Origin of the sequence: Acidovorax sp. NB1, assembly GCF_005405905.1 — a bacterium.
In the GTDB taxonomy this organism is placed as follows: domain Bacteria; phylum Pseudomonadota; class Gammaproteobacteria; order Burkholderiales; family Burkholderiaceae_C; genus Acidovorax.
The window spans coordinates 107,439-128,287 of the sequence record NZ_BJHU01000030.1; the positions used below are offsets into that span (position 1 = coordinate 107,439).

Consider the following 20,849-nt stretch of genomic DNA (forward strand, 5'->3'; position numbering starts at 1 on the left):
TGTCAAACGTCAGTCTTATTGGTGGACTCTATGAGCCAAGCTACAGACAGCTCACAATTCACAGCCAAACTGCTCCGCCCAATCACTTTAAGTGACGAGCATTCGTGGGCGTTTCTGGTTTTGCCAAAGTCCGCAAGTGAAACACTACCCCGACGTGGGCGAACGAGCGTGGAAGGGACCATTAACGGTCATTCTTTTCAGGCAACGCTTGAGCCGGATGGTCAACTGAGCCACTGGTTGAAGGTTGATGAAGCCTTGCGCGAAGTCTCAGGTGCAGAAATCGGCGACACGGTTACGTTAGAGCTTGCTGCCATGGCAAACGAGCCAGAGCCAACGCTGCCCCCGGATTTTCAGCAAGCTCTTTCTGCCTCCCCGAAAGCTAGGGCGGTTTGGGATGCCACGACAACCATTGCCCGTGTTGATTGGATTCACTGGATTGAATCCGCGAAGCAGGCAAGAACTCGCAAAAGTCGAGTGGAAACTGCCTGCGACAAGCTGGCGGCGGGCGAGAAACGCGTCTGCTGCTTTGATCAATCGGGCTTCTATAGCAAAAGCCTTAGCGCGCCCAAGGCGGCAGAGTGAGAGCAGGGGCCCGTTATGGGCAACCCGAGCATCCAATCACTTCTGAAAGCTGGCTCTCAATCCCCCACCCCTTCCTGCATCCCCCCACCCGGCGCAGCCACCAGCTCCCACTCCGCCAGTTGCTCATTGGTCGCAATCAGCCGCCCCACCAGCAGCTTGATAAAGGCCTTGTCAAAGCGTGACTGCAGATCTTCCGACGCCTCGCGCAGGGCAGGGTTGCGCACCTTGAGGACCAGCACCTCGGTTTCGGCCACTGCGGTGGCGGTGCGCATCTTGTTGTCGGGGCGCAGGTAGGTCATCTCGCCCAGGGTGACGCCGGGGCCCAGGGTGCTGAGGTTCCAGCCCTGGCGGCTAATGGCGACCTGGCCTTCGATGAGGATGCAGAACGAGTCGCCTGGCGTGTTCTCGCGCATGAGCACGGTGCCCTGCTCCAGGCGGCGCCAGCTGCCCAGGCGCATCAGCTCCCACAGGGCGACGTCGTGAAAATCGGCAAAAAATGGCAGCGCGCGCAGGCGGGCAAAACGTTCAGCCTCGGTGTCTTGCGAGCGCTGGCGCGGCAGGCCCCGGTGGGCGGCGAGCAGGGCCTGGGCAAAGTCGGGCCAGGTGGCAAAACGATCAGAGGGCTGCTTGGCCAGGGCGCGCAGCAGGACTTCGTCCACATGCGGGGGCAGCGACGCGCGCAGCAGGCTGGGGGGCGTGGGGGCGTCGTTGCTGATCTTGTAGAGGGTGGCGAAATCGGTGTCGCCATCAAACGGGCGGCGGCCGGTGAGCAGCTCGTACACCACCACGGCCAGCGAGAACATGTCGCTGTGGTGGGTGAGGTCCTGCTCGCGCACCTGTTCGGGCGACATGTACGACGGCGAGCCCACCAGGCCCGACAGCTGCGTGGCATCGCTGCGCAATGACAGCGCGGCACCAAAGTCGGTCAGCTTCACATCCCCATCGCGCGCCAGCATGAGGTTGGCGGGCTTGATGTCGCGGTGCACCAGGCCTTCGCGGCAGGCGTAGTCCAGGGCGTTGCAGCACTTGAATGCGATGTCGAGCACCTGGGGCACGGGCAACAGCGCATCAGGCGTTGCAAAGTCGGACAGCGGCTGGCCGTCCACGTATTCGAGCACCAGGTAGGGCGGCAGCGCTTCCTCGTCTGCATCCAGCAGGCGCACGATGTTGGGGTGGCGCAGGCGGCCCGACAGCGCGGCCTCGTTGCGCAGCAGCTTGCGGTAGCGCTCGGCCTGCTCGGGCACCTTGAGCAGGTGTGAGTGGGTTTGCTTGATGGCCACCTTGCGGCCCCGGAAGCCGTCCAGCCCCAAATACACAATGCCGCTGGCGCCCCGCCCCAGTTCGCGCTCGATGCGGTATTTGCCGATGTTGGCGGGCGGTGCAGAGGTGGCTGTGGCCATGGCGGGGCTCCCGGCGTGGGTGGGCGGTGGATGCCTAGTGTGCCTATTTGCGCGCAGCAGGCACAAGCCGTTCGGGCCGGGCCTGCGTGCACCTTGCGCGGCGATTCGACAAGCTCAGCGTGAACGGTTTCATGGGATGGCACGCACGGTGAAACGAGGCCGGGCGCGGTCAGGCCCCGGCAAGGGCCTGCTCAAAGTCGGCAAGCAGGTCTTCCACCTCTTCCAGGCCGACCGACAGGCGGATCATGCTGTCGGCAATGCCCATGGTGGCGCGCACGGCGGGGCCGGCCTCCCAGAAGATGGTGTGCGCCACCGGGATGATGAGCGTGCGGGTGTCAGCCAGGCCTGTGGCCTTGATGGGCAGCTGCAGGCGGTTGCACACGGGCAGGCACTGGTCGGGGTTGCGCAGCTCGAACGACAGCAGCCACGAGCCTGCCTTGAGGTGCTTTTTGGCAAATGCGTGCTGCGGGTGCGAGGGCAGCAGTGGGTAGTGCACGCGCGCGATGGCCGGGTGGGCCTCCAGCCACTGGGCCAGCGCCAGGGCCGTGGCGCTGGTGCGGTCCATGCGCAAGGCCAGGGTTTCGGCGCCCAGGGCCAGCTGGTGGGCGGCGTGGGACGACAGCGTGCCGCCCATGTCGCGCAGGCCCTTTTTGCGCAGCTGCTGCAGGCCCCAGCCCTTGGGGTCGCCCTTGCGGTAGGCGGCAAAGATGTTGGGGTAGCCCGACCAGTCGTACAGGCCCGTGTCGGTGATGGACCCACCCAGCGCGTCGCCCAGGCCGCCGATGCTTTTGGTGAGGGAGTTGACCACCAGCCCCGCGCCCACCGTGGCTGCGCGGAACAGGTAGGGCGAGGCCACGGTGTTGTCCACCACGTACAGCAGGCCGTGCTGCTGGCACAGCGCACCAATGCCTTCCAGGTCGGGGACTTGGGTGCCGGGGTTGGCGATGGTTTCGACAAACACCATGCGGGTGTTGGGGCGCAGCGCGGCGGCCACGTGGGCCGCGTCGGTCACATCCACGGTGGTCACTTCAATGCCCAGGTCGGCCAGCGTGCCCAGCACGCTGTTGGTGTTGCCAAACACGAACTGGCTGGCCACCAGGTGGTCGCCCGCCTTGAGCAGTGTGAGGAACACAGCGCAGATGCCCGCCATGCCGGTGGAGAAAACGATGGTGCCGTGGCCGCGCTCCATCTGCGTGATCTTGGCCTCCAGCGCCGCCGTGGTGGGCGTGCCCTGGCGCGCGTAGTTGAAGCCGCCCTTGGCCGTGCCCTGGAAAACGGCGATCAGGTCTTCGACCTTCTCGTAGCCGTATTGCACCGAGGTGTGGATGGGCTGGTGGATGGCGCCCTGCTCTGCGCCGCCCAGGCGGTCGGCGTGCACGATCTGGGTGGTGAAGCTGCGGTTTTGCGGTGTCGTCATAAAAATCTGCGGCTGCTCTGTTTCTACTGGTCTACGTGCAAGGCGGGACGACGAACACTGGCGCGATCTCTACGCCAGCGCCCCCGTGGAGCTGGCTTTGCCAGGCCACCGGGGTGCGTCCCCCTCTGGGGGAAGGCGCGCCAGCGCCTCAGGGGGAGCTACCGCTCCGGTGCGATGTGCTCGGCGTAATCGTACAAGGCCCCCAGGATGTCCTGCGTGCGGTCGTCGTCTGCGGTCTCTGACAAGGTATCGATTTCGGTGAACAGCTGCTCCACCGTGCGCGCCCCGCCCTGCCCGTCGAACAGGCAGGCGGCGCGGTGGGCCTCCCAGCGCTCTTGCTCCTCAGGCGTGAGGGTCTGCGGAAAATTGCGCGCCCGGTAGCGCCAGACCAGCTCGGTCAGGCGCGGGTCGTCAAAGCCCGTGCGGGCGGTGGCCAGCTTGGCGCCGGACATGCTGCGCAGGTCGTTCAGATAGCGGCGATCGTTGTTCCCCACAAAGCCGCCATACAGGTCCTGGTCCACGTCGGGGGCGGGCTCGGCAGGCCGGGCAAACACGGCGGGCCAGATGCCGCTCATGTCGGGCAGGCTGCGCGCCACTTCGGCATGCGCTGCTGCCTGGGCCAGGTCAATGCCCCAGCGCTGCGCCAGCGCGGGCGTGAGGGTGTTCACATTGCCCACCACCATGGGCGATTTGTTGAGGTGGATGGTCTTGATGGGCAGGCGTGTGACGCCCTCGGGCAGGTCGGCCGAGCGGGTGAACATGCGCAAGCGGATGTCCTCCACATTCAGCGCGGCCAGTTCGCGCGGGTCGTGGGCCAGGTCCCAGGCGATCAGCTCGTTCTTGTTGGTGGGGTGGCTGGCCAGCGGCCACATCACGCCCAGGCAACCACGCTCCACCGGGAACATGCCCGACACATGCAGAAACGGCCGCGCCGTGATGGCCGTGGCGGGCAGACGCAGCTCAGCGGCCACGCGGTCTTTTTTGTGCAGCGCCAGCGCAAAGTCGAACAGCTTGGTGTTGTGCTGGCGGATGAGGCGCGCGAGCGCAATGGTGGCGCGCACATCCGACAGCGCATCGTGCGCGGCTTCGTGCAGCAGGCCGTTGGCTTTGGAGAGGTGTTCGAGCTTGAAGCTGGGCGCGCCGTCTTCCTTCTTGGGCCAGGTGATGCCATCGGGCCGCAGCGCATAGGTCATGCGCACCACATCCAGCAGATCCCATCGGCCGCACTGGTTCTGCCATTCGCGCGCATAGGGGTCGATGAGGTTGCGCCAGAACATGAAGCGCGTGATCTCGTCATCAAACCGGATGGTGTTGTAGCCCACGCCGATGGTGCCGGGCTGCGCAAACTCGGCCTCGATGCGGTTGGCAAACTCGCGCTCGGGCAGGCCTTTTTCCAGGCAGAGCTGGGGGGTGATGCCGGTGATGAGGCAGGCCTCAGGGTCGGGCAGGTAGTCGTTGGCCGGCTGGCAGTAGATCATCAGCGGCTCGCCGATCTCGTTGAGGTCGGCATCGGTGCGGATGGCGGCGAACTGCGCGGGGCGGTCGCGGCGCGTGTTGGCCCCGAAGGTTTCGTAGTCGTGCCAGAGGAAGGTGTGGGCAGCCATGGTCGGTCAGCAAACAGGGGCGGGACGGGGATGTCGGCGGGGTGGAGGCGCAACTGTAACCGGATTTGCAGGCTTTTTAGGCCCCTACCGCCTGTCCATCATGCCTTTATAGCTATACAAATAATAGCAAATCATAACCCGTGGCTGCATGGCGTTCACTAGGTGATACACCTGCGGCCCGGCCGCAGCGTGGCCGCGCGGGACAATGGCGCCATGCATTGCCCCCTCCCCAACTCCAACACCAACTCCCGCCCCACCATCGCCTCGCCCCACCGCCCGCTGCCTGCAGGGTCCACGCCGCTGGCGGTCTGGCTCGCGGGCCTGGCGCTGGCGGGTTGTTCTGCAGTCCCCGCGCCCTCCCCCACACCTTCCGCGCCCCCCCATCCAGTGCCTGCGTCGGCCCCTGCGCCCACAGGCGCGGCCCCATCGGTGACCGATTCCAATGACCACACCGCAGGTTTTGCAGCCTGGCGCATCGAGTTTGCGGCCCAGGCCCTGGCGGCGGGCATCCAGCCGAACACGGTGCGCGATGTGCTGGGCCAGGCGCAGTGGCAGCCGCGTGTGGTGGAGCTGGACCGGGCCCAGCCCGAGTTCTCGCGCACGCCCTGGGCTTACCTCGACAGCGCGGTATCGGCCCAGCGCGTAGCCCAGGGCCAGGCCAAGCTGGCCGAACACGGCCCCACGCTGGAGGCCGCTGCCGCGCGCTACGGCGTGCCTGCCACAGTGGTCACCGCCATCTGGGGCATGGAGAGCAACTACGGCAGCAACTTTGGCAGCTTCCGCACCGTGGACGCGCTGGCCACCCTGGCCTACGAAGGGCGCCGCCGCGCCTGGGCCCAGGGCGAGCTGCTGGCGGCGCTGCGCATCGTGGACCGGGGCGACATTGCAGCCGAACGCATGCTGGGCTCGTGGGCGGGCGCCATGGGGCACACGCAGTTTTTGCCCTCGGTGTTTCTGGCCTACGCCGTGGATGCCGATGGTGACGGGCGGCGCGACATCTGGGGCAGCATCCCCGATGTGCTGACCTCTACCGCGCACTTCCTTGCACGCTCTGGCTGGCAGGCCAGCGAGACCTGGGGCGCCGAAGTAGTACTGCTGCCCCACTTCGACCACGCCCGGGCCGACCCCGCCGTGCGGCAGACCACAGCGCAGTGGGAGGCAGAAGGCGTGCGCTCGGCCGACGGCCAGCCACTGCCAGCCCTGGGCGCGGCCTCCATCACCGCACCGGCGGGCGCGCGCGGCCCGGCCTTTGTGGTGGGAGCGAACTTCCGGGCCATCCTGCGCTACAACAACTCGGTGAACTACGCGCTGGCAGTGGCCTTGCTGTCACGCCAGATTGGCGGCGGCGCCCCTGTCATCGGCGCCTGGCCGCGCGACCTGGAGCCCTTGTCCCGCACGCAGATGCAGGCGCTGCAGGAGGCGCTGAACCGCAAAGGTTTTGCAGCGGGCACGCCCGACGGTGTGATGGGCCCTGCCACGCGCGCCGGGCTGCGCGGCTATCAGCGCAGCTTGGGCATGGCGGCAGACGGCTATCCAACGGTGGAGCTGTTGCAGCGGCTGCAAACCCCTTGATGCTGCGCTGATCGACGGGTCTGGAGCACCCAACCGGGCCCTCGGGATAGAGACGCGGTTTGAAGTGCCTTGCATTGGGCTCTATGGGGCCCAGCAGGATGGAAAGACCCAAGGTCCGCCTGCGCGGGCCAAGAAACAAAAAAACCCACGGCATTCACCGTGGGTTTTTTGCTTGTCAGGCGGCGCCCCGAAAGGCGCCCCACCAGCGGTGCCCCCCGGGGTCAGTCTGCCGTGGCCTCTTCTGGCTCGGCAGGCTCCGACTTGGCAGAACGCTCCTTCTTGGGCAGCGGCTGGATGTCGAGCAACACCTCGGGCGTTTCCACGCCCTTGTCGTCGGTCTTCATCTCGATGTCCACCGTCAGGCGCCCACCTTCGGTCAGGCGGCCAAACAGCAGCTCGTCGGCCAACGCGCGGCGGATGGTGTCTTGGATCAGGCGCTGCATCGGGCGTGCGCCCATGAGCGGATCGAAGCCCTTCTTGGCCAGGTGCTTGCGCAGCGTGTCGGTGAAGGTGACCTCCACCTTCTTCTCGGCCAGTTGCGTTTCCAGCTGCAGCAGGAACTTGTCCACCACGCGCAGGATGATCTGCTCGTCCAGGGCCTTGAAGTTGACGATGGCATCCAGCCGGTTGCGGAATTCGGGCGTGAACAGGCGCTTGATGTCGCCCATCTCGTCGCCCGCCTGGCGCGGGTTGGTGAAGCCAATAGTCGCCTTGTTCATGGTCTCGGCGCCGGCATTCGTGGTCATGATGATGAGCACGTTGCGGAAGTCGGCCTTGCGGCCGTTGTTGTCCGTCAGCGTGCCATGGTCCATGACCTGCAGCAGCACGTTGAAAATATCCGGGTGCGCCTTCTCGATCTCGTCGAGCAGCAGCACCGCGTGCGGCTTCTTCGTGATGGCTTCGGTCAGCAGGCCACCCTGGTCAAACCCCACATAGCCGGGGGGCGCGCCGATCAGGCGGCTCACGGCGTGGCGCTCCATGTACTCCGACATGTCGAAGCGGATCAGCTCAATGCCCATGATGTAGGCGAGCTGCTTGGCCGCTTCGGTCTTGCCCACGCCCGTGGGGCCGCTGAACAGGAAGGAGCCAATCGGCTTGTCGCCCTTGCCCAGGCCAGAGCGCGCCATCTTCACGGAAGAAGCGAGCACTTCGAGCGCCTTGTCCTGGCCGAACACCACGCTCTTGAGGTCACGCTCCAGCGTCTGCAGCTTGCTGCGGTCGTCGTTGCTGACATTGGCGGGCGGGATGCGCGCGATCTTGGCCACGATCTCTTCGATCTCGGCCTTGCCGATGGTCTTCTTGCGCTTGCTGGGCACCAAGATGCGCTGGGCCGCACCGGCCTCGTCGATCACGTCGATGGCCTTGTCGGGCAGGTGGCGGTCGTTGATGTACTTGGCGCTCAACTCAGCCGCAGCCTGCAGGGCCGCAGCGGCGTACTTCACGCTGTGGTGCTCTTCAAAGCGGCTCTTGAGGCCCTTGAGGATGTCGATGGTCTCGGCCACGCTGGGCTCAACCACGTCCACCTTCTGGAAGCGGCGGGACAAGGCTGCATCCTTTTCGAAGATGCCACGGTATTCCGTGAAGGTGGTCGCGCCGATGCACTTGAGCTGGCCGCTGGAGAGCGCCGGCTTGAGCAGGTTGGACGCATCCAGCGTGCCGCCCGAGGCTGCGCCCGCACCGATCAGGGTGTGGATCTCATCGATGAACAGGATGGCATTGGGCTTGTCCTTGAGCGACTTGAGCACGCCCTTGAGGCGCTGCTCGAAATCCCCCCGGTACTTGGTACCCGCCAGCAGCGCGCCCATGTCGAGCGAATACACCGTGGCCTCGGCCAGGATCTCGGGCACGTCGTTCTGCGTGATGCGCCAGGCCAGGCCCTCGGCAATCGCCGTCTTGCCCACGCCAGCCTCGCCCACCAGCAGCGGGTTGTTCTTGCGGCGGCGGCAGAGGATCTGGATGGTGCGCTCGACCTCGTAGTGGCGGCCGATCAGCGGGTCGATCTTGCCGTCCTTGGCCGCCAGGTTCAGGTTCTGGGTGAACTGCTCCAGGGGCGAGGCCTTTTCGCTGCGCTCACCACCACCGCCTTCTTCGCCCTCAGCCTGGTTCTCAGCCTTGGCGGGTTCTGGCGGCTCGCCCTTCTTGATGCCGTGGGCAATGAAGTTGACCACGTCCAGGCGCGTCACGCCCTGCTGGTGCAGGTAGTACACAGCGTGCGAGTCCTTCTCGCCGAAGATGGCCACGAGCACGTTGGCACCCGTCACCTCTTTCTTGCCATTGCCCGTGGACTGCACGTGCATGATGGCGCGCTGGATCACGCGCTGGAAGCCCAGCGTGGGTTGTGTGTCCACCTCATCGGTCCCGGCGACCTGGGGGGTGTTGTCTTTGATGAAGTTCGACAGCGATGAACGCAGATCATCGATGTTGGCCGAACATGCGCGCAGCACTTCCGCTGCGCTGGGGTTATCGAGCAATGCAAGCAACAGATGCTCCACGGTGATGAACTCGTGGCGCTGCTGGCGGGCCTCAACAAAGGCCATGTGCAAGCTGACTTCCAGTTCCTGGGCAATCATGTGAACTCCTTTGTGCTTGCGTGGAAGGGATAACTTTAGATCGGGACAAAAGACCTGTTATTCAACAGGTTCACTGACACATTGCAGTGGGTGGCCCGCCTTGAGGGCGGCGTCAAGCACTTGTTCCACCTTGGTAGCGGCGACGTCGCGGGAATACACCCCGCAGACGCCTTTGCCATCCAGATGGATTTTCAACATGATCTGGGTGGCTTGCTCACGGTCCTTGCTGAAGAACTCCTGCAGGACCACGATGACGAACTCCATGGGGGTGTAGTCGTCATTGAGCATGACCACCTGGTACATCTGGGGCGGCTGGGTCTTCTGGGTGCGCCTTTCGAGCACGACCGAACCGCCATCATCCCGCGCAGGCCGTGTGACGGGCGGCGCGGTGGGGGGTGAGGGTGGTTTTGTTGCCATGAAAATCATTCTAGCGACCCGCGCAGGGGGCTGCCGCAGAAGAAGTTGGGAGTTGACCCGGTATTTTTCAAGCCATGGCTGCCACAGAGGCAGCCACTCCCCCCGCGTTATTCGTACACCACGCTCGCCGCCCCCGGGCCCGCCTGCGCAGTCCATGCCGCCAAGGCTGCATCCGACGGGAAAAACCGTGCGTTTTCGCCCAGTTGCAGCTCGGCCACTGCCGCCGCGTCCTCGGCCTTGCAGCGCACCCCCATGCGCACCCGCAGGCCATGCACGGCGACTTCGCCCTCGGCACTTTCCTCGCGCCGGGCCGGAAACTCCTGCACCAGTCGCGGGACATCGGGCAACTTGTCGCCCACCGCCACATGCAGGTACTTGCCAAACCGGCAGCGTGCGCCCGCCAGATCCCACACCTGCTGCACCTTCACGCGCAGGCCACCGCTGAAGTGGTCCAGTTGCAGGCGCCCCATCATCACCACGAACTCGTCTTCCTTGAGCTGGTTGCGGTAGGTGTTGATCAAGGCCTCGTCGGCCGATGCTTCGATGACGGCGGACTTGTCATCCAGCTTGAACAAGGCCAGCTTGCCCCGCTGTCCATTGATCACCCGAAAGTCGCTGATGATCCCGGCTAGCACCTGGGGTTCGCGGCTGTCGAGCAGTTCATCGATCTGGGTGCGCACAAAGCGGCGCACCTCGGTGGCCACCTCGTCAAAAAGATGGCCGGAGAGATAAAAGCCCACCGCCGTTTTTTCCAGCGTGAGCCGCTCCTTGATGCCCCAGGGGAGTGCTTCCACCAGATCCGGCTCCTGGGTGCTGGAGCCATGGGCATCGTCGCCCATCATGTCGAACAATCCACCCTGGTTCACATTGGCCAGCGTGGCTGCTGCAAAGTCAAAAGCCCGGTCGATGGATGCCACCATCGCGGCGCGGTTCATGTTGATCGAATCGAACGCACCCGCCTTGATCAGCGCTTCCACAGTGCGTTTGTTCATGCGCGCCTTGTCCACGCGCAGGCAGAAATCGAACAGGCTCTTGAAGGGGCCGGTGGTGGAGCCGTTGGGGCCCTCGCCCCGCCCTTCGCGCGCCGCCACCATGGCTTCGATGGCCTGCTGGCCCGTGCCTTTAACGGCGCCGAGGCCATAGCGGATGATCTTGTCCGTGACCGGCTCGAACCGGTACTTGCCCCGGTTCACGTCCGGGGGTTCGAAGGTCATGCCGAAGTGCTTGACCGCGTCCTCGTACAACACCTTGAGCTTGTCGGTGTCGTCCATTTCCACGGTCATGTTGGCGCAGAAGAACTCAGCGGTGAAATGCACCTTGAGCCAGCCGGTGTGGTACGCCAGCAGGGAGTAAGCGGCGGCGTGCGACTTGTTGAAGCCGTAGCCCGCGAACTTCTCCATCAGGTCGAACACTTCGTCGGCCTTCTCCTGGTTGATGCCTTTCTCGGCCGCCCCCTTGCGGAAGATCTCGCGGTGCTCGGCCATCTCCTCGGCCTTTTTCTTGCCCATGGCCCGGCGCAGCATGTCGGCACCGCCCAGGCTGTAGCCGCCCAGCACCTGAGCGGTCTGCATCACCTGCTCCTGGTACACCATGATCCCGTAGGTCTCCGACAGCACGGGCTCGACCAGCGGGTGTGGGTACTCCACAGGTTCCTTGCCGTGCTTGCGGTTCACGAAGGTGGGGATCAGGTCCATGGGGCCTGGACGGTAGAGCGCGTTCAGAGCGATCAGGTCTTCAAGGCGGCTAGGTTTGGCCTCCTTGAGCATGCCCTGCATGCCCCGGCTTTCAAACTGGAACACGGCCTCGGTCTTGCCCTCGGAGAACAGCCGGTACGTAGGGCCGTCATCCAGCGGAATGGCCTCGAACGCAAAGTTCTCCTGGCCCTTGTGGCGCTTCATGATGAACTCGCGCGCGATCTCCAGGATGGTGAGCGTGGCCAAGCCCAAGAAGTCGAACTTCACGAGGCCAATAGCCTCCACGTCGTCCTTGTCGTATTGGCTCACGGCCGATTCGCTGCCCGGCTGCTGATACAGCGGGCAGAAGTCGGTGAGCTTGCCCGGCGCGATCAGCACGCCCCCGGCGTGCATGCCGATGTTGCGCGTCATGCCTTCTAGCTTTTGCGCCATCTCGATGACGGTCTTGACGTCTTCTTCCTTGCGCACGCGCTCGTAGAGCATGGGCTCCAGCTCCAGCGCGTAGTTGTTCTTGTCGCCCTCTTTCTTCACCTCGGGCGGGTACTGCAAGGTGTACGACATGCCCGGTTTGCCCGGCACCAGCTTGGAGATGCCGTCGCAGAAGGTGTAGCTCATGTCCATGACACGGCCCACATCGCGGATGGCCGCCTTGGCCGCCATCGTCCCGAAGGTGGCAATCTGGCTCACAGCGTTCTTGCCGTACTTCTCCTTCACGTAGTCGATCACGCGGTCGCGGTTGCCCTGGCAGAAGTCGATGTCGAAGTCGGGCATCGAGACCCGCTCAGGGTTCAGGAAACGCTCGAACAGCAGGTTGTATTCGAGTGGGTCCAGATCGGTGATCTTGAGCGCATAGGCTACGAGTGAGCCTGCACCCGAGCCCCGACCCGGCCCCACGGGGCAGCCATTTTCCTTGGCCCACTGGATAAAGTCGCCCACGATCAGGAAGTAGCCCGGGAAGCCCATCTTGAGGATGGTGCCGATCTCGAACTCCAGCCGCTCCACATAACGCGGGCGCTGCTGGTCGCGATCGGTCTCTTTGGGGAAGAGCAACTTGAGGCGCTCCTCCAGCCCTGCGAAGGAAGCATTGCGGAAATGCTCATCGATGGGTATTCCATTGGGCGTGGGGAAGTCCGGGAGTTGCGGCTTGCCCAGCACCAGCGTGAGGTTGCAGCGCTGGGCGATTTCCACCGTGTTCGCCAGGGCCGAGGGCACATCGGCGAACAGCGCCTGCATCTCGGCCGATGACTTGAAATACTGGTCGCGGGTGAACTTGCGCACCCGGCGCGGATTGGCCAGGATTTCGCCTTCAGCAATGCAGATGCGGGCCTCATGGGCTTCGTAGTCGTCTGCCGTGGCAAATTGCACCGGGTGTGTGGCCACCACCGGCAGGTTCAGGCGCGCCGCCAGCTGGGCTGCAGCCGCGACATGGCTTTCATCGTCAACGCGGCCGGCGCGCTGCAACTCCATGTAAAAGCGGTGCGGAAAAACCCCTGCCAGGCGCAGTGCGAGGTCGGCCGCGCCGGACTCATCGCCCTTGAGCAGGGCCTGCCCCACTGGGCCCGCCTGGGCACCCGAAAGCGCAATCAGCCCCTCGGACAACTCCTCCAGCCAGGCCCAGGTACACAGCGCCAGGTTCTTGACCACGTTGCGCGTCCAGGCACGGGCCAGCAACTCCGACAGGTTGAGGTAGCCCTGACGGCTTTGCACCAGCACGATCATGCGCGATGGTGCGGCCCCTGCTTCGCCTTCCAGGAAAATTTCAGCCCCCAGGATGGGCTTGACGCCCTTGCCACGGGCTTCCTTGTAGAACTTGATCGCGCCAAAAAGGTTGTTGAGATCGGTGATGGCCAAGGCTGGCTGGCCGTCCTTGGCGGCCGCCTTGGCCACCTCATCGATTCGATTGGTACCGTCCACGACGGAAAATTCGGTGTGCAGGCGCAAGTGAACAAACATGGAGCCATTGTAGAAAGCCCCGCACCCGCCTGGCCGAAAGCCGGGCTCACGGCGCCGCTGGGCGATTACAGCCACCAGTACAATGCCTTGTCTGTTCAAGATGCCCGTGGGCCTTGGGCCGGAAGCGCAACGTTCGCCCCGGCCGCACAAAGCCTTGTGTGCACCTGTTCCCTCATTTGCTGAAAGCTGCTTGCGATGCTGCGTGCCCCTCTGCCCCTCGTTTCCGCCCTGCTGCTTGCTGGTCTGCTGGCAGGCTGCTCCAGCACCACCGAAGACAAAACGGCTGGCTGGAGCCCCAACCGCATCCACTCGGAAGCCAAGGACGAAATGAGCAGCGGCGCCTATGACAAGGCGGTTCCCCTGCTCGAAAAGCTCGAAGGCCGTGCCGCAGGCACGCCTCTGGCCCAGCAGGCCCAGATCGACAAGGCCTACGCGCACTACAAGGCTGGCGAAAAAGCCCAGGCCATCGCCACGCTGGACCGCTTCATGAAGCTGCACCCCGCCAGCCCTGCGCTCGACTACGCGCTGTACCTCAAGGGCCTGGTGAACTTCAACGACAACCTGGGGCTGTTCTCGTTCATCTCCCGCCAGGACCTGTCCGAGCGCGACCAGAAAGCCGCCAAGGACTCGTTCGAGGCCTTCAGCGAACTGGTCACCCGCTTCCCTGACTCGCGCTACGCGCAGGACTCGCGCCAGCGCATGACCTACATCGTCAACTCGCTCGCGCAGTACGAAGTGCATGTGGCCCGCTATTACTTCCAGCGTGGTGCCTATGTGGCCGCTATCAGCCGCGCCCAGGTGGCCGTGGCCGACTACCAGGGCGTGCCAGCGCTGGAAGAAGCGCTGTACATCCTCATCCAGTCCTATGACGCCCTGGGCATGACCCAGCTGCGCGACGATGCGCGCCGCGTCATGGACAAGTCCTACCCCCAGAGCCCCTACCTGAGCGGCGGCTTCAAGGGCAAGTCGGATCCGTGGTGGAAGGTCTGGTAAGCAACGCCTGAAGGGCTTCGCCAAAAGCCTCTTCAGATTCCAGCCGCCGCATGGGCGGCAATGCAGCCAGCAGGCGCTTGCCGTAGCCCATGGTGACAAGGCGGGTGTCCCCCACCACCAGAATGCCCCGGTCCGACTCTCGCCGGATCAGGCGCCCGGCCCCCTGCTTGAGCGCCACGGCCGCTTCCGGCAATGCATAGGCCTTGAAGGCTTTCCCCCCGGTCTTTTCAATGCGCTGGGTGCGCGCTTCGACCAATGGGTCGCCGGGTGGCGGGAAAGGCAGCTTGTCGATGACCACGAGCTGCAGCGCATCCCCGGGCACGTCAAACCCTTCCCAGAAGGTGGCAGACGCCACCAGCACACACCCCGGCTGACCATGCCCGGCCCCCTCCCGAAAACGCTCCATCAGCCTGCGCTTGGGCCATTCGCCCTGCACCAGCACCTCCAGGGCGCCTGACGATGCAAACCGCTTCTGGAGGGCTTCGCCCACGGTGCGCAAAGCCTTCAAGGTGGTGGTGAGCACCAGGGTGCGCCCCCCCAGCCGCTCGGCAGCATCGCCCACCCATTGCGCCAGCGCCGGGCTGTGCGCAGGGTCGGCTGGCGCAGGCAGCTGGCGGGGCACATACAGCGCGGCCTGGGCGGGATAGTCAAAGGGGCTGGTCACGCGCAGGATTTCGGCCTCCTGCAGCCCGGCCCGCTCGGTGAACCAGCTCAGCCGATCGTCATCTCCCAGGGTCGCCGACGTGAAGATCCACGCCCGTCCCGGGCCTGCGGCAGGGGCCTCGGGCCATCCGTCGCCCTCCTCGTTCTCCGAAGCCTCTGCAGGCGCCGCCAACAGGCGCGTGCGCATGGCATCAGCAATGTCCAGCGGGGACGCCACCAGCCGCAGTTGCGCCCCCACATCAACCCACCGCACCCCCTCAGCGTCAGCAGGGGCTGAAAACCGGGCCAGCCGCGCCAGCAGCTCCGAGCCTCGCTCATAGAGCCGCACAAAGTCCGGCGCAATTTCACTGACCGTGTCCAGCGCCTCCTGGGCCTGCACACAAGCCAGCGCCACGCGGCGCAGGGCATCGCGCCAGTCGCCTTCGGGAATCCCCTCCGGGGTTTCGTCCGTCCAGCGCAGTTTGGCGCCACCGGGCGCCGCACCGGCCACCAGGCGCAGGTCCCGCGCCGACAGCTCCACCAGGCGGGACAGCCCCACCCAGTCCGCCAGGCCGCGGGCGTGCTGCTGGCCTGCTGCCAACAGGTCCCGGCTGAAATCCATCACCTGCCCCGTGGACAACTGGGTGCCCAAAAACTGCACCCCTGTCTCGTTGATCTGGTGCGCCTCGTCAAACACCACCACGCGCACAGTGGGCAACAGCTCTGCCATGCCCGACTCGCGCACCGCCACATCGGCAAAAAACAGATGGTGGTTGATGACCACAATGTCGGCCGCCAGCGCCTCGCGCCGCGCCTTGTGCACATGGCATTCACGGAACCGGGGGCACTGCGACCCCAGGCAGTTCTCACGGGTGGAGGTGACCAGGGGAATCACGGGCGAGCGATCATCCAGTCCTGTCAGCTCGGCCAGGTCGCCAGACTGGGTGTGGTGCGACCAGCCCTCCACCTTGGCCAGCACACGCGCGACGCCCCGATCCTGCGCCTGCACGTCCTGGCGCGCCAGTTCCATGCGGTACAGGCACAGGTAGCTGGAGCGGCCCTTGAGCAACGCCATGCGTACCGGCATGCCCAGCGTGTCCACCAACCAGGGCAGGTCGCGTGCAAAAAGCTGGTCTTGCAGTGCCTTGGTGGCGGTGGACAGCAGCACACGCTCGCCACTGAGCAACGCCGGAACCAGGTAAGAGAAGGTCTTGCCCACCCCGGTGCCAGCCTCCACGACGAGGGCGCCCCCTGCTTCGATGGTCCGCGCCACGGCACAGGCCATCTGGGTCTGCCCTTCGCGGGGCTGGAAATGCGTGTCTGCCCGTTGCAAGACGCCACCGGAGGCAAACACCTCCGACACCATGTCCACGAGCGCCATCAGGCTGGCTCTTGCGGCTGGAGGTCACGCTCCAGCCGGTCCATGGCGTCGCGCAGCGCCAGCCTGCGCTTTTTCAGCCGCCGCAACGTCAGCTCATCGGGCGCCGCATCGGGTGCGCAGCGATCGATCAACGCATTCAGATCCGCGTGCTCCATGCGCAATTCGATCAGTTGTCGGTGGGGAGAGTGAAGACTGGGTTTCAAGGCAAGAGCGCCACAAGCATGGCGAAAATGCCACAGGCGGGCGGATAATACGCGCTTGGCCCGTTTTCCACGACGAGCGTTTGTGCGCGCGCCCCCACAATCACCAGCATGACCAAAGCGTTTCGCCTCATCGCGTCCACCGGCATCCACAAGGGCGACCGGGAATACCAGCAAGACCAGGTCGCCCTGATCTCCCACGACCGGCACAATGGCTGCGTGCTGGGCGTGATCGCCGACGGCATGGGCGGCCGCAGCGGTGGCCGCAAGGCATCGGACCAGGTCATGATGACCGCGCGGCAGCTGTTCGAGCGCTACTCGCCCGACACCGACGATGCGGTGTCCATGCTCAAGAACATGGTTGAAGAGGCCCACATCGTCATCCGGCTGACGGCCATTTCGGCGGAGCAGGAACCCCACAGCACGATTGCCGCTTTCCTCATCAACCCCCGGGGCGACTGCCACTGGGTGCATGCAGGCGACTCGCGCATCTACCACTTCCAGGGCCCCCGCATGGTGTTCCGGACCAGCGACCACTCCTATGTCCAGGCGCTGGTGGACCGGGGCGAGCTGACCGAGGCCGAGGCCAACAACCACCCCCACTCGAACATCCTGGTGGGCTGCCTGGGCACCGAGAGCGATCCGCCCATCACCACCCATGTGATTCCCCAGCTGCAACCGGGCGATGTGCTGCTGGCCTGCAGCGACGGGGTGTGGCACTACTTCTCGCCCACCGAGTTGGCCTCGGTGGTGGACTCCTTGTCCCCCCGCGAAGCCACCGAATTCCTGATTGAAAAAGCGCGCTCTCGGGCCCGGGGCGGTGGCGATAACCTGTCGCTGGTCATCGTGAAGATAGAGGCCCTGGTCGAAGAAAAGAAGATCGCACGCCTCATGCCGATCGACGCAGGCCGCGCCTAACCCAACGCTCTAAAGACCACTACGCACTGTTGTGAGGGCTGCACAGGCCACCGGGCAGCCAAGTTACCTACGGGGGAGATAGCCACCTCCATCATTCGACGGGCCAGCGGGCCGCCACTGGTCCCGCATCCTTATCAGGCGCTCAACGCGCCGGGCTGGATGCAGCCCGCGTCGGTGCTGGCAGCGGTGCGGCAGGTGGGTGCCCCTTTGCTGCGGCATCGGCCTGGGATTTCTCGACCCGCGCACGGCGCTCGTCCGCCGCCTTCAAGGTTTCCGCATGGCGGACACGCGCCTGGCTTGCGCGGTCTGCCTGAACGGCTGCTCGGGCAGCCTGCTCGCTGTCATGCTGCTGGGCCCGGTTGCGTTGCAACTGCGCGCGTTGCTCTGCATCGTGCTCCCGCTGTGCCTTGGTATTTGCGGGGTCTGCCGGGGTCTTGCGGACCGTGGCGTCTGTGCCCTGCCCTCTGGATGCCGGGGGCGGCACAGCCTTCTGCTTTTCCTCGATGGAACGCTGGCGCTCGGCTGCTTTCTCCCTGCGCTCGGCGTCATTCAACTCCACCTCTTGGGTGCGGAGCCGGTCGCCCGCTTCGCGTGCTTTGGTGCGAACGCCGCGCAGGCAATCTTCCACCGCAAACTGTTTGTAGCAGGCGGCTTCATCTCTCTGGCGCGCGGCAGCCAGCGCCTCGCGTTCGTGGCGGATGCGGTCGTGCTCCGCCCTGCGGTGCGCAACCTCAGCGGTCAGTGTGCTGTCCGGCGTTCCATCGGTGGCCTGGGCCCAAACAGGGGCCACTGGCAGCACCAGCAAGGCGGTAAGCGCCGCTGCAAAACATCCACGCTGCATCATGTGAGCCCCGTATCCACCATGCGGCGCTCCAGGTCCAGGAACTCCTTGGATTGCATTTCGTTGAGGCGCGACACCGTGCGCGGAAACTCGTGCGCCAGCGGCCCCTCGGTGTAGAGCTGCTCGGGCGGCACGGCGGCCGACAAGATGAGCTTGACGCGCCGGTCGTACAGCACATCCACCAGCCAGGTAAAACGCCGCGCGGGCGATGCCATGCTCACGGGCATGTAGGGCACATCCGAGAGCAACACGGTGTGGAACTGTGTGGCTATCTCCAGGTAGTCGTTCTGCGAACGCGGACCGCCGCAGAGCGTCTTGAAGTCGAACCACACCACGCCACCCGCCTTGCGCCGCGCACGGATCTCGCGCTGCTCGATGTGCAGCACCGGGTCTTCATCGTGCACTTCGGCCAACTGGTCGAACGCCTGCCCCATCTCGGCATCGGCCTCGGGGCCCAGGGGCGTGTGGTACAGCTTCACATGCTCCAGTGTGCGGCGGCGGTAGTCAGTGCCGTTGTCCACGTTCACCACTTCCAGCTTCTCGTTGAGCAGTGCAATGGCGGGCAGGATGCGGTCGCGGTGCAGGCCGCCGGGGTACAGATCGTCCGGCTTGAAATTGGAGGTGGTGACAAAACCCACGCCGTTATCGAACAGCGCTACCAGCAAACGGTGCAGGATCATCGCGTCGGTGATGTCTGCCACGTGGAACTCATCGAAGCAGATGAGCTTGTAGCGCTTGGAGATGCGCTCACCCAGCACATCCAGCGGGTTCTGTGTGCCCTGCAGAGCCACCAGCTCGCGGTGCACCTCGCGCATGAACTCGTGGAAGTGCAGACGCACCTTGCGCTTCAGGGGCACGGCGTCAAAAAAGCACTCCATCAGGAAACTTTTGCCCCGCCCCACCCCACCGTACATGTACACGCCGCGCGGGATTTCGGGCCGGTTGATCAGCTTCTTGAGTGCGTTGGAGCGCCGCGCCTTGTAGGCCGCCCACTCGTCAGCGCAGCGCTGCAACGCATCCACGGCCCGCAATTGGGCCGGGTCGCTTTGGTAGCCTTTGGCGGCCAGCTCGGCCAGGTAAGCCTGTTTGACTGTCACGGGATGGGCACCCTTCTGATACTATGAATTTGATAGCTACCAGCGCTTGACTAGCAGGCGCTGGAGCCCTTTTTTATTCAAACATCAGAAGTTGAGGGTGCGCTTGTCCACCGCCAGGGCCGCTTCCTTCGTGGCTTCGCTCAGCGAGGGATGCGCGTGGCAGATGCGCGCGATGTCTTCGCTGCTGGCCTTGAACTCCATCGCCACCACGGCTTCGGAGATCAACTCGCTGGCCTGTGGGCCCACGATGTGCACGCCCAGGATTTCATCGGTCTCGGCATCCGCCAGCATCTTGACCATGCCGGTGGTATCGCCCAGTGCGCGCGCACGGCCGTTGGCCAGGAACGGGAAGGTGCCGGCCTTGTACTTGACGCCGTCGGCCTTGAGCTGCTGCTCGGTGCGGCCCACCCAAGCGATCTCGGGGCTGGTGTAGATGACCCAGGGCACGGTGTTGAAGTTCACGTGTCCGTGCTGGCCGGCAATGCGCTCGGCCACGGCAACGCCCTCTTCCTCGGCCTTGTGCGCCAGCATCGGGCCGCGCACCACGTCGCCCACCGCCCACACGCCGGGCAGGTTGGTCTTGCAGTCGGCATCGACCACGATGGCACCGCGCTCGTCCAGGGCCAGGCCCACGGCTTCGGTGTTCAGGCCGATGGTATTGGGCACGCGGCCGATGGAGACGATGAGCTTGTCCACGTCCAGCGCCTGGGCTTCGCCCTTGGCGTTGGTGTAGGCGATGCTCACACCCTTCTTGCCGGTCTTGATCTCGCCAACCTTCACGCCCAGCTCGATCTTCAGGCCCTGCTTGTCAAACGCCTTCTTGGCTTCCTTGGCGATCTGCTCGTCCACCGCACCCAGGAAGGTCGGCAGGCCTTCGAGAATGGTGACTTCAGCGCCCAGGCGGCGCCACACCGAGCCCATTTCCAGACCGATCACGCCCGAGCCAATGAGGCCAAGCTTCTTGGGCACCGCGCCGACGCGCAGCGCGCCGTCGTTGGACAGCACCAGTTCTTCATCAAACGGAGTGCCGGGCAACGCACGGGCGTTGGAGCCGGTGGCGATGATGATCTGCTTGCCAGTCAGCGTTTCTTCGGCGGCGCCCGCCACCTTGATCTCGTAGCCACCTTCAACGGCCTTGGCGAACGAGCCACGGCCATGGAAGAAGCTGACCTTGTTCTTCTTGAACAGGTACAGGATGCCGTCGTTGTTCTGCTTCACGACGGTGTCCTTGCGGGCAATCATCTTGGCCACGTCCATCTTGACGCCGGTGGCCGTGATGCCGTGCTCGGCAAAGTGCTTGTTGGCATGCTCGAAGTGCTCGGACGACTGCAGCAGCGCCTTGGAGGGAATACAGCCCACATTGGTGCAGGTGCCACCGGGCGCGGGGCCACCCTTGTCGTTCTTCCATTCATCAATACAGGCGACGTTGAAGCCCAGCTGGGCGGCGCGGATGGCGGCGATGTAGCCGCCGGGGCCGCCACCGATGACGATCACATCAAATTGTTTGCTCATGGGAAATCTCGTTCAGTCAGTTGGAGAAAGACCCACCGGCGGGCAGGACCAGAGGC

General features: G+C 64.9%; 15 protein-coding genes. 4 read left to right on the forward strand and 11 right to left on the reverse strand.

Translation table 11 applies throughout. The annotated features are described in order from the left end of the window. Positions 1-30 precede the first annotated feature (30 nt). The gene (locus AvAM_RS15640; RefSeq protein WP_137747900.1) at positions 31-582 is read left to right on the forward strand and encodes a YdeI/OmpD-associated family protein; all 552 of its coding nucleotides are present in this window, start codon (positions 31-33) and stop codon (positions 580-582) included. A 56-nt stretch (positions 583-638) separates the two neighbouring features. Here AvAM_RS15640 and AvAM_RS15645 read toward each other — a convergent pair whose 3' ends face one another. The 3 genes from AvAM_RS15645 to sbcB all read right to left on the reverse strand — a co-directional run bounded on the left by AvAM_RS15645 (position 639) and on the right by sbcB (position 5,003). Continuing rightward, positions 639-1,982 carry a protein kinase gene (locus AvAM_RS15645; RefSeq protein ID WP_137747901.1) on the reverse strand — a complete coding sequence of 448 codons (1,344 nt, stop codon included), beginning with the start codon at positions 1,980-1,982 and terminating at the stop codon, positions 639-641. A 169-nt stretch (positions 1,983-2,151) separates the two neighbouring features. Next, the gene (locus AvAM_RS15650) at positions 2,152-3,399 is read right to left on the reverse strand and encodes a cystathionine gamma-synthase family protein (protein WP_137747902.1); all 1,248 of its coding nucleotides are present in this window, start codon (positions 3,397-3,399) and stop codon (positions 2,152-2,154) included. A gap of 158 nt (positions 3,400-3,557) precedes the next feature. Further along, positions 3,558-5,003 (reverse strand): exodeoxyribonuclease I, encoded by a 1,446-nt coding sequence (gene sbcB, locus AvAM_RS15655; protein ID WP_137747903.1) that lies wholly within the window; start codon positions 5,001-5,003, stop codon positions 3,558-3,560. Positions 5,004-5,216: 213 nt separating this feature from the next. On the opposite strand from sbcB, the gene AvAM_RS15660 reads away from it, so the two are divergent. Beyond that, positions 5,217-6,575 (forward strand): lytic murein transglycosylase, encoded by a 1,359-nt coding sequence (locus AvAM_RS15660; protein ID WP_137747904.1) that lies wholly within the window; start codon positions 5,217-5,219, stop codon positions 6,573-6,575. Between the two features lie 221 nt (positions 6,576-6,796). On the opposite strand, the gene clpA is transcribed toward AvAM_RS15660, so the two are convergent. The 3 genes from clpA to dnaE all read right to left on the reverse strand — a co-directional run bounded on the left by clpA (position 6,797) and on the right by dnaE (position 13,209). Then, a complete protein-coding gene (clpA, locus tag AvAM_RS15665; protein WP_137747905.1) occupies positions 6,797-9,145 on the reverse strand; it encodes an ATP-dependent Clp protease ATP-binding subunit ClpA in 2,349 nt (782 codons plus the stop codon). A gap of 57 nt (positions 9,146-9,202) precedes the next feature. Then, positions 9,203-9,571 carry an ATP-dependent Clp protease adapter ClpS gene (clpS, locus tag AvAM_RS15670; protein ID WP_029414237.1) on the reverse strand — a complete coding sequence of 123 codons (369 nt, stop codon included), beginning with the start codon at positions 9,569-9,571 and terminating at the stop codon, positions 9,203-9,205. Between the two features lie 98 nt (positions 9,572-9,669). Then, positions 9,670-13,209 (reverse strand): DNA polymerase III subunit alpha, encoded by a 3,540-nt coding sequence (dnaE, locus tag AvAM_RS15675; protein ID WP_137747906.1) that lies wholly within the window; start codon positions 13,207-13,209, stop codon positions 9,670-9,672. A 195-nt stretch (positions 13,210-13,404) separates the two neighbouring features. Here dnaE and AvAM_RS15680 point away from each other — a divergent pair, with 195 nt between their 5' ends. Then, positions 13,405-14,202: an outer membrane protein assembly factor BamD gene (locus AvAM_RS15680; RefSeq protein WP_137747907.1), complete on the forward strand. Its 798-nt coding sequence runs from the start codon at positions 13,405-13,407 to the stop codon at positions 14,200-14,202. Here AvAM_RS15680 and AvAM_RS15685 read toward each other — a convergent pair. Together AvAM_RS15685 and AvAM_RS15690 are read right to left on the reverse strand one after the other, a co-directional pair. Then, complete coding sequence (locus AvAM_RS15685; protein WP_137747908.1) at positions 14,165-16,225, reverse strand: ATP-dependent DNA helicase; 2,061 nt, start codon at positions 16,223-16,225, stop codon at positions 14,165-14,167. The two genes, AvAM_RS15680 and AvAM_RS15685, sit on opposite strands and share 38 nt — an antisense overlap. Further along, the gene (locus tag AvAM_RS15690) at positions 16,225-16,380 is read right to left on the reverse strand and encodes a YdcH family protein (RefSeq protein ID WP_375708159.1); all 156 of its coding nucleotides are present in this window, start codon (positions 16,378-16,380) and stop codon (positions 16,225-16,227) included. Before AvAM_RS15690 ends, AvAM_RS15685 begins: the two co-directional genes overlap by 1 nt. A gap of 156 nt (positions 16,381-16,536) precedes the next feature. Here AvAM_RS15690 and AvAM_RS15695 point away from each other — a divergent pair, with 156 nt between their 5' ends. After that, positions 16,537-17,343: a PP2C family serine/threonine-protein phosphatase gene (locus AvAM_RS15695; protein WP_137747910.1), complete on the forward strand. Its 807-nt coding sequence runs from the start codon at positions 16,537-16,539 to the stop codon at positions 17,341-17,343. 142 nt (positions 17,344-17,485) lie between these two features. Here the strand turns inward: AvAM_RS15695 and AvAM_RS15700 are convergent, their stop codons facing one another. The 3 genes from AvAM_RS15700 to lpdA form a co-directional block, all read right to left on the reverse strand. Next, entirely contained in the window at positions 17,486-18,187 is a 702-nt protein-coding gene (locus tag AvAM_RS15700; RefSeq protein WP_137747911.1) for a hypothetical protein, read from the reverse strand. Then, the gene (gene zapE, locus AvAM_RS15705; protein ID WP_137747912.1) at positions 18,184-19,281 is read right to left on the reverse strand and encodes a cell division protein ZapE; all 1,098 of its coding nucleotides are present in this window, start codon (positions 19,279-19,281) and stop codon (positions 18,184-18,186) included. The genes AvAM_RS15700 and zapE overlap by 4 nt, the downstream gene beginning before the upstream one ends. Before the next feature lie 84 nt (positions 19,282-19,365). Further along, the gene (lpdA, locus tag AvAM_RS15710) at positions 19,366-20,793 is read right to left on the reverse strand and encodes a dihydrolipoyl dehydrogenase (RefSeq protein WP_137747913.1); all 1,428 of its coding nucleotides are present in this window, start codon (positions 20,791-20,793) and stop codon (positions 19,366-19,368) included. Positions 20,794-20,849 lie beyond the last annotated feature (56 nt).

Excerpts from the sequence above, each read along its gene's own strand:
- AvAM_RS15690 (WP_375708159.1), bottom strand. The coding sequence starts at position 16,380 with ATGGAGCACGCGGATCTGAATGCGTTGATCGATCGCTGCGCACCCGAT.
- lpdA (WP_137747913.1), bottom strand. The coding sequence starts at position 20,793 with ATGAGCAAACAATTTGATGTGATCGTCATCGGTGGCGGCCCCGGCGGC.
- clpS (WP_029414237.1), bottom strand. The coding sequence starts at position 9,571 with ATGATTTTCATGGCAACAAAACCACCCTCACCCCCCACCGCGCCGCCC.
- AvAM_RS15680 (WP_137747907.1), top strand. The coding sequence starts at position 13,405 with ATGCTGCGTGCCCCTCTGCCCCTCGTTTCCGCCCTGCTGCTTGCTGGT.
- AvAM_RS15640 (WP_137747900.1), top strand. The coding sequence starts at position 31 with ATGAGCCAAGCTACAGACAGCTCACAATTCACAGCCAAACTGCTCCGC.
- AvAM_RS15700 (WP_137747911.1), bottom strand. The coding sequence starts at position 18,187 with ATGATGCAGCGTGGATGTTTTGCAGCGGCGCTTACCGCCTTGCTGGTG.
- clpA (WP_137747905.1), bottom strand. The coding sequence starts at position 9,145 with ATGATTGCCCAGGAACTGGAAGTCAGCTTGCACATGGCCTTTGTTGAG.
- sbcB (WP_137747903.1), bottom strand. The coding sequence starts at position 5,003 with ATGGCTGCCCACACCTTCCTCTGGCACGACTACGAAACCTTCGGGGCC.
- AvAM_RS15645 (WP_137747901.1), bottom strand. The coding sequence starts at position 1,982 with ATGGCCACAGCCACCTCTGCACCGCCCGCCAACATCGGCAAATACCGC.
- AvAM_RS15660 (WP_137747904.1), top strand. The coding sequence starts at position 5,217 with ATGCATTGCCCCCTCCCCAACTCCAACACCAACTCCCGCCCCACCATC.
- AvAM_RS15695 (WP_137747910.1), top strand. The coding sequence starts at position 16,537 with ATGACCAAAGCGTTTCGCCTCATCGCGTCCACCGGCATCCACAAGGGC.
- AvAM_RS15685 (WP_137747908.1), bottom strand. The coding sequence starts at position 16,225 with ATGGCGCTCGTGGACATGGTGTCGGAGGTGTTTGCCTCCGGTGGCGTC.
- AvAM_RS15650 (WP_137747902.1), bottom strand. The coding sequence starts at position 3,399 with ATGACGACACCGCAAAACCGCAGCTTCACCACCCAGATCGTGCACGCC.
- dnaE (WP_137747906.1), bottom strand. The coding sequence starts at position 13,209 with ATGTTTGTTCACTTGCGCCTGCACACCGAATTTTCCGTCGTGGACGGT.